General features: G+C 71.5%; 12 protein-coding genes. 9 read left to right on the forward strand and 3 right to left on the reverse strand.

Annotated features, from left to right (window positions below; translation table 11 throughout):
• The 3 genes from cysC to galT form a co-directional block, all read left to right on the forward strand.
• Positions 1–1133 (forward strand): adenylyl-sulfate kinase (gene cysC / locus HUW36_RS12800; protein WP_174528360.1); only part of this gene is annotated, 1133 nt, incomplete at its 5' end.
• A 169-nt stretch (positions 1134–1302) separates the two neighbouring features.
• Positions 1303–2091, forward strand: coding sequence for a DeoR/GlpR family DNA-binding transcription regulator (locus HUW36_RS12805; RefSeq protein ID WP_174528361.1), 789 nt, complete (start codon positions 1303–1305; stop codon positions 2089–2091).
• Positions 2088–3161: a galactose-1-phosphate uridylyltransferase gene (gene galT / locus HUW36_RS12810; protein WP_174528362.1), complete on the forward strand. Its 1074-nt coding sequence runs from the start codon at positions 2088–2090 to the stop codon at positions 3159–3161. Before HUW36_RS12805 ends, galT begins: the two co-directional genes overlap by 4 nt.
• Before the next feature lie 341 nt (positions 3162–3502).
• Here the strand turns inward: galT and HUW36_RS12815 are convergent, their stop codons facing one another.
• Positions 3503–4720: an NADP-dependent isocitrate dehydrogenase gene (locus HUW36_RS12815; protein WP_174528363.1), complete on the reverse strand. Its 1218-nt coding sequence runs from the start codon at positions 4718–4720 to the stop codon at positions 3503–3505.
• A gap of 133 nt (positions 4721–4853) precedes the next feature.
• On the opposite strand from HUW36_RS12815, the gene HUW36_RS12820 reads away from it, so the two are divergent.
• Entirely contained in the window at positions 4854–5654 is an 801-nt protein-coding gene (locus tag HUW36_RS12820; RefSeq protein ID WP_174528364.1) for an MBL fold metallo-hydrolase, read from the forward strand.
• 136 nt (positions 5655–5790) lie between these two features.
• Here the strand turns inward: HUW36_RS12820 and HUW36_RS12825 are convergent, their stop codons facing one another.
• Both HUW36_RS12825 and HUW36_RS12830 read right to left on the reverse strand, forming a co-directional pair.
• Positions 5791–6741: a malate dehydrogenase gene (locus tag HUW36_RS12825; protein WP_174528365.1), complete on the reverse strand. Its 951-nt coding sequence runs from the start codon at positions 6739–6741 to the stop codon at positions 5791–5793.
• Positions 6742–6840: 99 nt separating this feature from the next.
• Positions 6841–7704 carry a bifunctional methylenetetrahydrofolate dehydrogenase/methenyltetrahydrofolate cyclohydrolase gene (locus tag HUW36_RS12830; protein WP_174528366.1) on the reverse strand — a complete coding sequence of 288 codons (864 nt, stop codon included), beginning with the start codon at positions 7702–7704 and terminating at the stop codon, positions 6841–6843.
• Between the two features lie 389 nt (positions 7705–8093).
• On the opposite strand from HUW36_RS12830, the gene HUW36_RS12835 reads away from it, so the two are divergent.
• The 5 genes from HUW36_RS12835 to HUW36_RS12855 all read left to right on the forward strand — a co-directional run bounded on the left by HUW36_RS12835 (position 8094) and on the right by HUW36_RS12855 (position 13727).
• On the forward strand, positions 8094–9692 hold the full coding sequence (locus tag HUW36_RS12835; RefSeq protein WP_174528367.1) for a peptide ABC transporter substrate-binding protein: 1599 nt from the start codon (positions 8094–8096) through the stop codon (positions 9690–9692).
• A 90-nt stretch (positions 9693–9782) separates the two neighbouring features.
• A complete protein-coding gene (locus tag HUW36_RS12840) occupies positions 9783–10721 on the forward strand; it encodes an ABC transporter permease (RefSeq protein WP_174528368.1) in 939 nt (312 codons plus the stop codon).
• On the forward strand, positions 10714–11670 hold the full coding sequence (locus HUW36_RS12845; protein ID WP_174528369.1) for an ABC transporter permease: 957 nt from the start codon (positions 10714–10716) through the stop codon (positions 11668–11670). Before HUW36_RS12840 ends, HUW36_RS12845 begins: the two co-directional genes overlap by 8 nt.
• A gap of 7 nt (positions 11671–11677) precedes the next feature.
• Positions 11678–12715, forward strand: coding sequence for an ABC transporter ATP-binding protein (locus tag HUW36_RS12850; protein ID WP_174528370.1), 1038 nt, complete (start codon positions 11678–11680; stop codon positions 12713–12715).
• Positions 12699–13727, forward strand: coding sequence for an ABC transporter ATP-binding protein (locus tag HUW36_RS12855; protein WP_174528371.1), 1029 nt, complete (start codon positions 12699–12701; stop codon positions 13725–13727). The genes HUW36_RS12850 and HUW36_RS12855 overlap by 17 nt, the downstream gene beginning before the upstream one ends.
• The last annotated feature ends 141 nt before the right edge of the window (positions 13728–13868 follow it).

Raw genomic sequence — 13868 nt, forward strand, 5'->3', positions numbered from 1 at the left:
AGCGCCTGCGGCGCAGCCCGGACGAGGTACGCGGGCTGCTGCCGCCGGGCCGGGTGCTCGGCGTCTTCGCCGACCGTCCGCTGCACCGCCCGCAGCTGGCCCAGATCGCGCACGCGGCCCGCACGCTGGGCGCGCACCTGCTGGTGCTGATCCCGGTGGGCGAGGAGACGACGGGTGGCCTGCCGGCCGAGGCGCTGGTGCGCACCGTCTTCGCCGCCCGTGACCGGATGCCGCCGGCGACGCTGGTGGCGGTACCGCTGGCGCGGCGACGCGACGAGATCAGCGACGCGCTGCTGCGGGCCCGGGTGGCCGCCGCGTACGGGGTCACCCACCTGCTCTCCACCGAGGGCATGCTCTCCGGCGCCGGTCTGCGGGTGCTGGTCCCGCGCGAGCTGGCGTACGACAACCGGGACGGGCAGTGGCGCTGGCGGGAGGACATCCCGCCGCGCAACCGGCGGCTGGCGCTCGGCCAGGACGAGATCGACGACCTGCTGGACCGGGGCTTCCCGCTGCCCGAGTGGCACACCCCGCCGGCGGTGGCCCGGGAGTTGGCCCGGGCCCGTCCGCCGCGACGGCACCGCGGGTTGGTGATCTTCCTGACCGGCCTCTCCGGCTCGGGCAAGTCGACGATCGCGCGCGGGCTCGCCGACGCGCTGCGGGAGCAGGGCGACCGGACCATCACGCTGCTCGACGGCGACGTGGTGCGCCGGGAACTCTCGGCCGGGCTCGGCTTCAGCAAGGCCGACCGCGACCTCAACGTGCGCCGGATCGGCTGGGTGGCCGCCGAGATCGCCCGGCACCGGGGGGTCGGCATCTGCTGCCCGATCGCGCCGTACGCGGCCGCCCGGGCGACCGCCCGCGAGATGGCCCAGGCGGCCGGGGCGGGTTTCCTGCTGGTCCACGTGGCCACCCCGCTGGCGGTCTGCGAGCAGCGCGACCGCAAGGGCCTCTACGCCCGCGCCCGGGCCGGCCTGATCACCGGAATGACCGGCATCGACGACCCGTACGAGGAGCCCACCGACGCCGACCTGGCGGTGGACACCTCGGACCTGACCGTCGAGGAGGCGATCCAGCGGGTGATGGAGCACCTCACCGAGACCGGCTGGGTGGAGCCCCGTCTCCAGCCCGCCTGACCGTCTGCCGCGTCCCGCACCACCCCGACCGCCGTCGTCCCGTCCGGGACGGCGGCGGTCTCGCGTCCGCCCCACCCGCGCGGTAGTGTTCGTTCTTGTTGGAATGCGTTCGACCGCGTGAGTGCGCCGCTTCGCGCACCCGGTCACGAGGCTCGGGAGGTGACCAGCGATGCTGGCGCGGCAACGGCAGACCACCATCCTGGAACGGGTCCGTGCCGCCGGCGGCGTCCGGGTCACCGAGCTGGCCGCCGAGTTCGGCGTCTCCGACATGACCATCCGGCGGGACCTGGAGACGCTGCACGAGCAGGGCCTGCTCGCCAAGGTGCACGGCGGCGCGACGCTTGCCGGGCCCAGCTCCACCGACGAGCCCGGCTTCTCCGCCAAGTCGGTCCGTCAGTCCGCCGAGAAGGCGGCGATCGCCGACCACGCCGCCCGGCTGGTCCGCCCCGGCGCCGCGATCGCGCTCTCCGCCGGCACCACCACCGCCGAACTGGCCCGCCGGCTGGTGGACGTGCCCGGGCTCACCGTGGTCACCAACTCGCTGCCGGTGGCCGAGATCCTGCACGTCGGCGGCCGGCCGGACCAGACCGTGGTGCTCACCGGCGGCGTGCGTACGCCGTCCGACGCGCTCGTCGGCCCGCTGGCCGTGGCCGCCATCGCCGCGCTCCACCTGGACCTGCTCTTCCTCGGTGTGCACGGGATCAGCGAACGGGCCGGGTTCACCACGCCCAACCTGATGGAGGCGGACACGAACCGGGCGCTGGTGGCCGCCGCCGACCAGCTGGTGGTGCTCGCCGACCACACCAAGTGGGGCACGGTCGGCATCTCCTCGATCGTCGGCCTGGACGCGGCGGACGTGCTGGTCACCGACGACCGGTTGGCACCCGAGGCACGACGGGTACTGGAGGACAGGGTCGGTGAGCTGGTGACGGCGCCGGCGACGAAGGGGGCGGAGTGAAGCGGACGCAGATCGAACTGGCCGACGGCCGGGAGCTGATCTACTTCGACGAGCGGGACGACGCGGTGCGGGACCAGCCGGACCGGCGGGACCTGCCCCCGCCGCCGCCCGCCTCGCAGCTGCGGTACGACCCGCTGACCGACGAGTGGGTGGCGGTGGCGGTGCACCGGCAGACCCGCACGTTCCTGCCGCCGGCCGACCAGTGCCCGCTCTGCCCGTCCCGGGGCGACCGGCACAGCGAGATCCCGGCGCCCGAGTACGACGTGGTGGTCTTCGAGAACCGGTTCCCGTCGCTCAGCCAGCGGGTGGCCGACGAGCCGGCCGAGATCACCCCGTTCACCCCGGTGCGCCCCGGGCGCGGCAGGTGCGAGGTGGTCTGTTTCACCGACGACCACAACGCCTCGTTCGCCCGACTCTCCCCCCGGCGGGTGCGGACCGTGCTGGACGCGCTGGCCGACCGCACCACCGCGCTGAGCGCACTGCCCGGCGTGGAGCAGGTCTTCCCGTTCGAGAACCGGGGCGTGGAGATCGGCGTGACGCTGCACCACCCGCACGGCCAGATCTACGCGTACCCGTTCGTCACGCCACGGACCCGCACCATGCTGGCCGCCGCCCGGCGGCACACCGACCGCACGGGTGGCAACCTCTACGCCGACGTGCTGGCCGCCGAGCGGGCCGCCGGCGACCGGGTGGTGACGAGCAACGAACACTGGACCGCCTACGTGCCGGCGGCGGCGCGCTGGCCGTTCGAGGTGCACGTGGCCCCGCACCGCGCGGTGCCGGACATCCCGGCGCTCGACGACGCCGAGCGGGACGCCTTCGGGCCGCTCTACCTGGACCTGCTGCGCCGCTTCGACGGGCTGTTCGACCTGCCGATGCCCTACATCGCCGCCTGGCACCAGGCGCCGGTGCGGATCGACCGGGAGCTGGGCCACCTGCACCTTCAGCTGTTCAGCATCCGGCGGGCGAAGGACAAGCTGAAGTACCTGGCCGGTTCGGAGTCCGGCATGGGCGTGTTCATCAACGACATCGCCCCGGAGCGGGCCGCCGAGCTGCTGCGCGCCGCCTGAAAGGAAGGGCCCCTTCTTAACGCCTGCGGTAGAGGAAGGGCCCCCTGTTAACAACCGCGGCTCGCGCATGGGGGCGCGGGGGGCCCGGGACAGGACCCCCCGCAGGGAAGGGACGGCTGGCTGCGTTCCGCAGCCACGAGGGTCGGCCGGCCGGCGCGCGGCGACGGCCCACCTTCCTGGACGCGACTGGCATCTCGTCCACCCTGTAAACGAGAGCGCACCGGATGTGGTCACGCCGTCCGGGTTGTGGCCCGGCCAGCACGCCGGCTCGCCGGCCGTGAGGTGTTAAGAAGGGCCCCTTCTACAACGCGAGGCGTTAAGAAGGGGCCCTTCCTTGCACGTCAGGCGGCGAGCTTGCGAGCCAGGTTCTCGTCGAGCGCGTTCATGAACTCGTCGGTGGTCAGCCACGGGGCGTCCCGCGAGATGAGCAGCGCGAGGTCCTTGGTCATCTGGCCGCCCTCGACGGTCTCCACGATGACCTTCTCCAGCGTGTCGGCGAACTCGGTGACCGCCGGGGTGCCGTCCAGCTTGCCCCGGTGGGCCAGGCCCCGGGTCCAGGCGTAGATCGAGGCGATCGGGTTGGTCGAGGTCTTCTCACCCTTCTGGTACTGCCGGTAGTGCCGGGTGACGGTGCCGTGGGCGGCCTCGGCCTCGACGGTGCGGCCGTCCGGGGAGAGCAGCACCGACGTCATCAGGCCGAGCGAGCCGAAGCCCTGCGCGACGGTGTCCGACTGCACGTCACCGTCGTAGTTCTTGCAGGCCCAGACGTACCCGCCCTCCCACTTGAGCGCGGCGGCGACCATGTCGTCGATGAGCCGGTGCTCGTAGGTCAGGCCGGCGGCGTCGAACTCGGCCTTGAACTCGGCCTCGAACACCTCGGCGAAGATGTCCTTGAACCGGCCGTCGTACGCCTTGAGGATGGTGTTCTTGGTCGACATGTAGACCGGGTAGTTGCGGTCCAGGCCGTACCGGAACGAGGCGCGGGCGAAGTCCCGGATCGACTCGTCGTAGTTGTACATGCCCATGGCGATGCCGCCGCTCGGGAAGTTGGCGACCTCCATCTCCATCGGCGAGCCGCCGTCGGCCGGGGTGTAGGTGATGGTGACCTTGCCCGGGCCGGGGACGACGAAGTCGGTGGCCTTGTACTGGTCGCCGTGCGCGTGCCGGCCGATGATGATCGGCTTGGTCCAGCCCGGGACGAGCCGCGGCACGTTCGACATGATGATCGGCTCGCGGAAGACCACGCCGCCGAGGATGTTGCGGATGGTGCCGTTCGGCGACCGCCACATCTTCTTCAGGCCGAACTCCTCCACCCGGGCCTCGTCCGGGGTGATGGTGGCGCACTTGACGCCGACGCCGTGCTCCTTGATGGCGTTGGCGGCGTCGACGGTCACCTGGTCGTCGGTGGCGTCACGGTGCTGGATCGACAGGTCGTAGTAGTGCAGGTCGACGTCGAGGTAGGGCAGGATCAGCTGCTCCCGGATCTGCTTCCAGATGATCCGGGTCATCTCGTCGCCGTCGATCTCCACGACCGGGTTGTTTACCTTGATCTTCGCCATCGACCGGCGCTCCTCTCGGGGGACACGTGCTCAAGCAGTACGAGCGTACTGCAAACTGACCGGGGCGTCCCAGCCGGCCTCACCCCGGGAAAACGGGATCGCCCGGAACGGGTCGCGATGGCATCCTTCCCGGATGCCGCTGACGCACACGGTCGGGTCTATCACGGTCACCGCACTCCTCGACGGCGCGGGTCCCTTCTTCCAGCCCCGCGAGGAGGCGTTCCCGGGCGCGACCGACGCCCAGTGGCGCGAGGCGGATCGGCGGGAGCCGGCTGCGGTCGGCACGGACGGCGGGTGGTGGCTGCCGTTCCGGGCCTTCGCGCTGCGCGCCGGGGACGGCCCGGTCACCCTGGTCGACGCCGGCATCGGCCCGGCGGACGCGCTCGCGGCGAGCTGGGCGCCGGTGCCGGGCCGGTTGCCCGCCGAGCTGACCGCCGCCGGCATCGACCCGGCGGACGTGCGCACCGTCGTCCTCACCCACCTGCACAGCGACCACGTCGGCTGGGCCGGCCCGTTCTTTTCGAACGCCGACCACCTGGTGCAGCGCGCGGAGCTGGACGCGCTGGAGTTGTTCCACCCGGACCTGCCGGCCCGGCTGCTGGGGCCGTTGCGCGCCGCCGGCCGGCTGCGGGTGCTCGACGGGGAGACCCGACTCACCGCCGGGGTACGCGTGCTGAGCACGCCCGGGCACACCCCCGGCCACCAGTCCGTGCTGGTGGAGCACGACGACGACCGTCTCCTGGTCACCGGCGACCTGCTGGTGCACCCGATCCAACTGGTCGATCCGTCCCTCCCCTACGCCCACGAGGAGGACCCGCCCCGGGCGCGTACGTCCCGCGAGTCCACCCTGCGCAGCCTCTCCCCCGTCCTCCTGGCCACCCCCCACCTCCCCACCCCCTTCACCCCCCACCCCGCCCGCTCGCGTCGATCATGAAGTTGGCGGCACGAACGGAGATCGAGAACGCCGCCAACCTCATGATCGACCGGGTCGAGGGTGGGGTGGGGTGGGGTGGGAACGCGGAAGGGGCGGTCGGCGGAAGCCGGCCGCCCCTTCCGGGGTGGTGCTCAGGTCACATGGAGGCGACGTCGCCCTGCTTGGCGCGGACGGCCTCGGCGGCCTCCTTGAGGGCGGCCAGCTCGTCGGCGTCCAGGTCGGTCTCGACGACCCGCTTCACGCCCTCGGCGCCGATCTGCGCCTCGACACCCAGGTAGACGCCGGCGATGCCGTACTCACCGTCGACCCAGGCGCAGACCGGCATGACGTCGCCGGAGTCCTCGGCCACGGCCTTCGCCATCCGGGCCGCCGCAGCGGACGGGGCGTAGTACGCCGAACCGGTCTTGAGCAGCGCGACGACCTCGGCGCCACCGTTGCGGGTCTTGACGACCAGCTCCTCGATCTGCTCGGCCTCCATGACGTCGCGCAGCGGCTTGCCGTTCACCGTGCTCTTCGACGGGACCGGGACCATGGTGTCGCCGTGCGAGCCCAGCGTCAGGGTCCGCACCGACTTCACCGGTACGCTCAGCGCCTCGGCGACGAAGTTGGTGAACCGGGCGGTGTCCAGCATGCCGGCCTGGCCGAGCACCCGGTTCTTCGGGAACTGGGTGGCGAGCTGGGCCAGCGCGGTCATCTCGTCGAGCGGGTTCGACACCACGATGACGACGGCGTTCGGGGCGTACTTCGCGACGTTCTCGGAGACCTGGCGGACGATCTTGGCGTTGGTCTCCAGCAGGTCCATCCGGCTCATGCCCGGCTTGCGGGGCAGGCCGGCGGTGATGACGACGACGTCCGAGCCCTCGATGGCCTCGTAGCCCTCGCCGTTCGGGCCGGTGGTGACGCCGACGACCTTGGTCTCGAAGCCCTCGACCGCGCGCGACTGGTTGAGGTCCAGCGCGAGGCCCGCCGGCTTGCCCTCCACGATGTCGGTGATCACGACGGTCTCGAAGATGTCGTACTCGGCCAGGCGCTGTGCGGTGGTGGAGCCGTAGAAGCCGGCCCCGACGACAGTGACCTTCTTACCCATGGTCGTCCCACTCCCTGATACCAGTCGGTTTTCCGGACCGTATCAGCCATCCTGGCACCGATCGGGCCAGGGGCGGACGGTTATGACCTGCCTGGGTGGTCAGCCCGTTTGCTCGGCCCGCTCGACCACGTTGGTCAGCAGCATGGCGCGGGTCATCGGGCCGACGCCGCCCGGCATCGGCACCAGCCGGCCGGCCACCTCGACCACCTCCGGGTCGACGTCACCGGTGTAGCGCCCCTTGCCGTCCTCGCCGATCACCCGGGTGATGCCGACGTCCACCACCGTCGCGCCGGGGGTGACCATGTCGGCGGTCAGCAGCCCCGGGACCCCGGCGGCGACGATCACGATGTCGGCGGCCCGGGTGTGCGCGGCCAGGTCGAGCGTGCCGGTGTGGCAGAGCGTCACGGTGGCGTTCTCGCTGCGCCGGGTGAGCAGCAGGCCGAGTGGCCGCCCCACCGTGTTGCCGCGACCGACCACCGCGACGTTCGCGCCGCGCAGCGGCACGTCGTGCCGGCGCAGCAGTTCGACGATGCCACGCGGGGTGCAGGGCAGCGGGGCGTCGTAACCGAGCACGAGCCGGCCCAGGTTGACCGGGTGCAGGCCGTCGGCGTCCTTGTCCGGGTCGATCGACTCCAGCGCCCGCTGGGTGTCCAGGTGGCTCGGGAGCGGGAGCTGGACGATGTAGCCGTGGCACGCCGGATCGGTGTTCAGCTCGGCGAGTGCCGCGTCGAGTCGGTCCTGACCGGCGTCGGCCGGCAGCGTGACCCGCAGCGAGGCGATGCCGACCTCGGCACAGTCGCGGTGCTTGCCGTTGACGTACGCCTGGGAGCCGGCGTCCTCCCCGACCAGCACGGTGCCGAGCCCGGGGGTGATGCCGCGCTCGGCGAGCGCCTTGACCCGCGCCCGCAGCTCGTCCTTGATCTCCGCCGCCGTGGCCTTGCCGTCCAGGATCGTCGCCGTCACGCCGTGATCGTCTCATGTCCGCGGTCGGACCGGACCACGACGGCCGGTGATCACGCTGCGCAACGTGCGTTAAGTCACGCAGAGTGACTCGCGCGGTCCCCGAAACCGGATCCGAGGCATCCGACCGGGACGGACCGGACGCGGGGAGCGGCCCGTCCAGCCGACCCCACCCGCGTACCGGCGGACCGGCCCTCGCCCAGAAGACCCTGCCCAGCGGTGCCGGGCTAGCAGGCGAGGGCTGCAGCGACAAGGCCGGTGGGCACGGATCGTAACCGCTCCGCAACGCAGACGTTGTCGATCCGCCGCATCACGACCTACCGTTACGACTCGTTGCGCAGAGTCACCCAACGTCGGGCCGACCGCGCAGCGTGAGGAGATGAGGAGACTCCATGCGTGTTCGTAGGCTCGCGGCCTGGACCGCGCTCCCGCTCGCGGTGACGCTGGGCCTGGCGGCCTGCGGCTCGGGCGGCAGCGGCGGCGGCTCCAGCGACCCCGACGCGGCCGTGCGGATCGAGATCGCCGAGCCGCAGCACCTGGTGCCGACCAACACCAACGAGACGAGTGGCTCGCAGGTGCTGTCGGCCCTGTTCAGCCCGCTCGTCGACTACGACGAGGCGAACAAGCCGCACGAGGTGGCGGCCGAGTCGGTGACGTCGTCGGACCACAAGGTCTGGACGATCAAGCTGAAGCCCGGCTACACGTTCCACAACGGCGAGAAGGTCACCGCCGACAACTACCTGGACGCCTGGAACTACGGCGCCTACGCCCCGAACGGCCAGAACTCGAGCTACTTCTTCGAGAAGATCGCCGGCTACGCGGACCTCCAGGGCGAGAAGCCGAAGGCCCAGACGCTGAGCGGCCTGAAGAAGGTCGACGACCTGACCTTCACCGTCACGCTCACCGAGCCGTACGTGGACTTCAAGACCATGCTCGGCTACACCGCCTTCTACCCGCTGCCCAAGGCGGCCTTCTCCGCCCCGGGCGTGCTGGCCGAGGGCTACGAGCAGGCGCCGATCGGCCAGGGCCCGTTCAAGATGAAGGGCAACTGGCAGCACGACGCCAAGGTCGAGGTGGAGAAGTACGACGCCTTCCCGGGCCAGAAGCCCAAGGTGAACGGCGTCGAGTTCCGGATCTACCAGCAGCTGACCGCCGCGTACGCCGACGTGCTGTCGGACAACCTCGACGTGATCAAGACGATCCCGACCGAGAACCTGTCGACCGCCGCCACCGACCTCGGCGACCGGTTCCAGCAGAGCCCGGCCTCGTCGCTCCAGGTGCTGGCGTTCCCGACGTTCCAGAAGGAGTTCAGCAAGCCCGAGGTGCGCAAGGCCATCTCGATGGCGATCGACCGGGACGAGATCACCAAGTCGATCTTCAAGGACTCGCAGCAGCCGGCCCGCTCCTTCGTCTCGCCGGTGGTCGCCGGCTACCGGGAGAACACCATCGGCACCGCCGGCTCGTTCGACCCGGCCAAGGCCAAGGCCATGTACGAGGCCGCGGGTGGCCCGAAGAAGATCGAGCTGTCGTACAACGGCGACGGCGGCCACAAGGACTGGATCGACGCCACCTGCAACCAGCTCAAGGCCAACCTGGGCGTGGAGTGCGTCGGCAACGCCGAGCCGAAGTTCGCGGACCTGCTGACCAAGCTCAAGCAGAAGCAGTCGGTCGGCCTGTTCCGGATGGGCTGGGTGATGGACTACCCGTCCATGGAGAACTACCTGGGCCCGCTGTACAGCACCAACGGCTCGTCGAACTACTACGGCTACAGCAACCCGCAGTTCGACAAGCTCCTCGCCGAGGGCGCCCGGGCGGCGACCGAGGACGAGGCGATCAAGAAGTACCAGGCGGCGGAGGACCTGCTCGCGCAGGACATGCCGGTGATCCCGCTGCGGTACGGGCAGAACAACTTCGGTCACTCCACCACGGTCAAGAACGTCCACGTGGACCTCTTCGACCGGGTCGACCTGCTGAAGATCGAGCGCGCCTGACCCACCCCGCCGAGGGCCGGGCCACCCCCACCGGGTGGCCCGGCCCTCGCATTGGCACGTAGTTCGCCCTGTTTCGGCAGACTTGCCAGCATGTTCCGGTTCATCCTGCGGCGACTGCTCCAGATGGTCCTCGCCTTCTTCGGGACCACGCTGATCGTCTACGCGCTGATGTTCGCCGGGCAGGGTGACCCGATCCAGGCGCTCGCCGGGGAGCGGCCGGTCACCGCCGCCCAGCGGGCCTACCTGACCGAGAAGTACCACCTGGACGCGACAGGGGTCGGCGGCTTCTTCTACCGCTACGTCACCTACCTGGGCGGGCTGGTCCGGGGCGACCTCGGCCAGTCGCTGACCGGGCGGCAGATCAGCGACATCCTCGCCGCCGCCTGGCCGGTCACCGTGAAGCTGGCGCTGATCGCGCTGGCCGTGACCGTGCTCTTCGGGGTCACCGCCGGCGTGCTCGCGGCCATCCGGCGCGCCGGCGTCTTCGACCACGCCACGCTGGTGCTGACGCTGCTGGTGCTCGGCATCCCCACCATCGTGCTCGCCCCGCTGGCGCAGTACTTCCTCGGCGTACGCTGGCCGATCTTCCCGCCCACCGCCGGCGCCGAGCCCTCCTTCTGGGCGCTGCTGCTGCCCGGCATCGTGCTCGGCTCCCTCTCCCTGGCCACCGCGTTGCGGCTGACCCGGACCTCGGTCACCGAGAACCTGCGCGCCGACTACGTCCGTACCGCCCGCGCGAAGGGCCTGGTCCGGCGGCGGATCGTCGGCGTGCACGTGCTGCGCAACTCGCTCATCCCGGTGGTCACCTTCCTCGGCGTGGAACTGGGCAACCTGATGAGCGGCGCGATCATCACCGAGGGCGTGTTCAACATCCCCGGCGTCGGCTTCAACCTGTTCCGCGGCATCCGCACCGAGGACGGCCCGCTGGTGGTGGGCATCGTCAGCGTGCTCGTCGTGGTCTACCTGCTGTCCAACCTGGCGGTGGACGTGCTCTACGCCGTACTCGACCCGAGGATCCGCTATGAGTGATTTCGAGACCGTGGCGGCGACGGAGGACCAGTCGGCGCGGCGGGGCGTCTCCGGCGAGCCCGGCACCCCCGACCGGGCCGGCCGGCCGGGACGGTCGCGCAGCCTGGCCGGCGACGCCTGGCGCGACCTGCGCCGCAACCCGGTCTTCTGGCTCAGCCTGCTGCTGGTCGTGCTGGTCGCCGCGATGGCCGCCGTCCCCGGCCTGTTCACCGCGAACGACCCGCGCGACTGCGTGCTCTCCCGGCAGCACGCCGGGCCGTCCGGCGGGGCCATCTTCGGGTACGACTTCCAGGGCTGCGACACGTTCGCCCGGGCGGTCTACGGGGCTCGCGCCTCACTGCTGGTGGGCGCGTTCTCCGCGCTGATCACCGGCGTGATCGCGCTGGTCGTCGGCATGCTCGCCGGCTTCTTCGGCGGGTGGGTCGACGCGGTGCTCTCCCGGGTGATCGACATCGTGCTCGGCATCCCGCTGCTGCTGGCCGCGATCGTGCTGCTCAAGCGCGTGAGCACCAGCGGCGAGACGGTGCGGCTCTTCGCGGTCATCCTGGTGCTGGCGCTGCTCGGCTGGACCACCGCGGCCCGGGTGGTGCGCTCCTCGGTCATCACCGCCCGGGAACAGGACTACGTGGCCGCCGCCCGGATGCTCGGGGCCGGCAACGGCCGGATCATGTGGCGGCACATCCTGCCGAACGCGCTCGCCCCGGCCATCGTGGTGCTCACCATCGCGCTCGGCTCGTTCATCGCGGCCGAGGCGACGCTGAGCTTCCTCGGCATCGGCCTGAAGGCGCCGACCATCTCCTGGGGCATCGACATCGACGCCGGGCGGGTGCACATGCGGGAGTCGGCGACCCCGCTGATCGTGCCGTCGGTCTTCCTCGCGCTGACCGTGCTCGCCTTCATCATGCTCGGCGACGCGGTCCGCGACGCCTTCGACCCGAAGCTGCGGTGACTCTCCCATGACGCAGAACGCGGTCCGGCCCACGCCGGCCTCCCCCACTCCGCCCGGCGGGCACCTGCTGGAGGTACGGGACCTGCACGTCGAGTTCCGCACCCGCGAGGGCGTGGCCCGGGTGATCAACGGGGTGACCTACCACCTGGACGCCGGCGAGACGCTGGCCGTGCTCGGCGAGTCGGGCTCCGGCAAGTCGGTCACCGCCCAGGCGATCATGGGCATCCTGGACACCCCACCGGCGCACGTACGCGGTGGTCAGATCCTCTACCAGGGGCGGGACCTGCTCACCCGCTCCGAGGAGGAACGGCGGCAGGTGCGCGGCACGGAGATCGCGATGATCTTCCAGGACGCGCTGTCGGCGTTGAACCCGGTCTTCCCGGTCGGCTGGCAGATCGGTGAGTCGCTGCGCGAGCGGGCCGGGCTGTCCCGGGCCGACGCGCGCCGCCGCGCCGTCGAGCTGATGGACCTGGTCCGCATCCCGGCGGCGGCGAAGCGGCTCGGCGACTACCCGCACCAGTTCTCCGGCGGCATGCGGCAACGCGTCATGATCGCCATGGCGCTGGCACTCGATCCCACGGTGCTGATCGCCGACGAGCCCACCACCGCGCTCGACGTCACCGTGCAGGCCCAGATCATGGACCTCCTGGCCGACCTGCGGCGGGACCTGGGCATGGCGCTCATCCTGATCACCCACGACCTCGGCGTGGTCGCCGGCGTGGCGGACCGGATCGCGGTCATGTACGCCGGCCGGATCGTCGAGCACGCCGACGTCCGATCGCTGTACCGGGCGCCGGCCCACCCGTACACGAAGGGGTTGCTGGAGTCGATCCCCCGGCTCGACGTGCGCGGGCAGGCGCTGTCGACGATCCGGGGGCTGCCGCCGAACCTGATGCGGATCCCCTCCGGCTGCCCGTTCCATCCCCGCTGCCCGTACGCGCAGCAGGTCTGCGTCGACGAGGTGCCGCACGACCTCGTGCTCGGCGACGGCCGGACCAGCGCGTGCCACTTCGCGCAGGAGGTCCACGATGACCGCGTCGACTGACTCCACCAAGGTGCGGGGCGAGACCGTCCTCGCCGTCGACGACCTGGTGAAGCACTTCCCGATCACTCAGGGGGTGCTGTTCAAGCGCCAGATCGGCGCGATACGGGCGGTCGACGGGGTGAGCTTCGAGCTGCGCCGTGGCGAGACGCTCGGGGTGGTCGGCGAGTCCGGCTGCGGCAAGTCGACCCTGGCCCGGCTGCTGATGCGGTTGGAGACGCCGACCTCCGGCCGGGCCACGTTGGAGGGGAAGGACCTGTTCCGGGCGTCCGGGGCGGAGCTGCGCCGGCTGCGCCGGAACATGCAGATGGTGATGCAGGACCCGTACACCTCGTTGAACCCGAGGATGACGGTCGGCGACATCATCGGCGAGCCGTTCGCGATCCACCCGGAGGCCGCCCCGAAGGGCAGCCGGCGGCAGCGGGTCCGGGAGCTGCTGGACGTGGTCGGGCTCAACCCGGAGCACCTGAACCGCTATCCGCACCAGTTCTCCGGCGGCCAGCGGCAGCGCATCGGCATCGCCCGCGCGCTCGCCCTGCGGCCCGAGATCATCGTCTGCGACGAGCCGGTGTCGGCCCTGGACGTCTCCATCCAGGCCCAGGTGATCAACCTGCTGGAGCAGCTCCAGGACGAGTTCGGGCTCTCGTACATCTTCATCGCCCACGACCTGTCGGTGGTCCGGCACATCTCCGACCGGGTGGCGGTGATGTACCTGGGCCGGATCGTCGAGATCGGCACCGAGGAGCAGATCTACCAGCGGGCCACCCACCCGTACACCCAGGCATTGCTCTCGGCGGTGCCGGTGCCGGACCCGGAGGCCCGCGCGGAGCGGAGCATCATCCGGCTCAGCGGGGACGTGCCGAGTCCGGCCGATCCGCCCTCGGGCTGCCGGTTCCGCACCCGGTGCTGGAAGGCGGAGGAGGTCTGCGCCGTCCAGGACCCGCAGACGGTGCCCCGGGCGGCGGACCCGCACCCCAGCGCCTGTCACTTCGCCGAGGTGCGCCCGGACGTCTGAGGCCCCGTCCCCCGGAGGAAGGAGGGGCGGGGCCGCAGCGGGACGTGTGTGAGGCGCACTCCTGTGGGCGACGGCAGCGCGCGGAACCGCCGGGTCGACGCGGCGGGTCTGCGGCGCGGCTCAGGCGGTGGGCGGCGCCCG

The sequence above is a fragment of the Micromonospora maritima genome (assembly GCF_902825405.1).
Classification (GTDB): domain Bacteria; phylum Actinomycetota; class Actinomycetes; order Mycobacteriales; family Micromonosporaceae; genus Micromonospora; species Micromonospora maritima.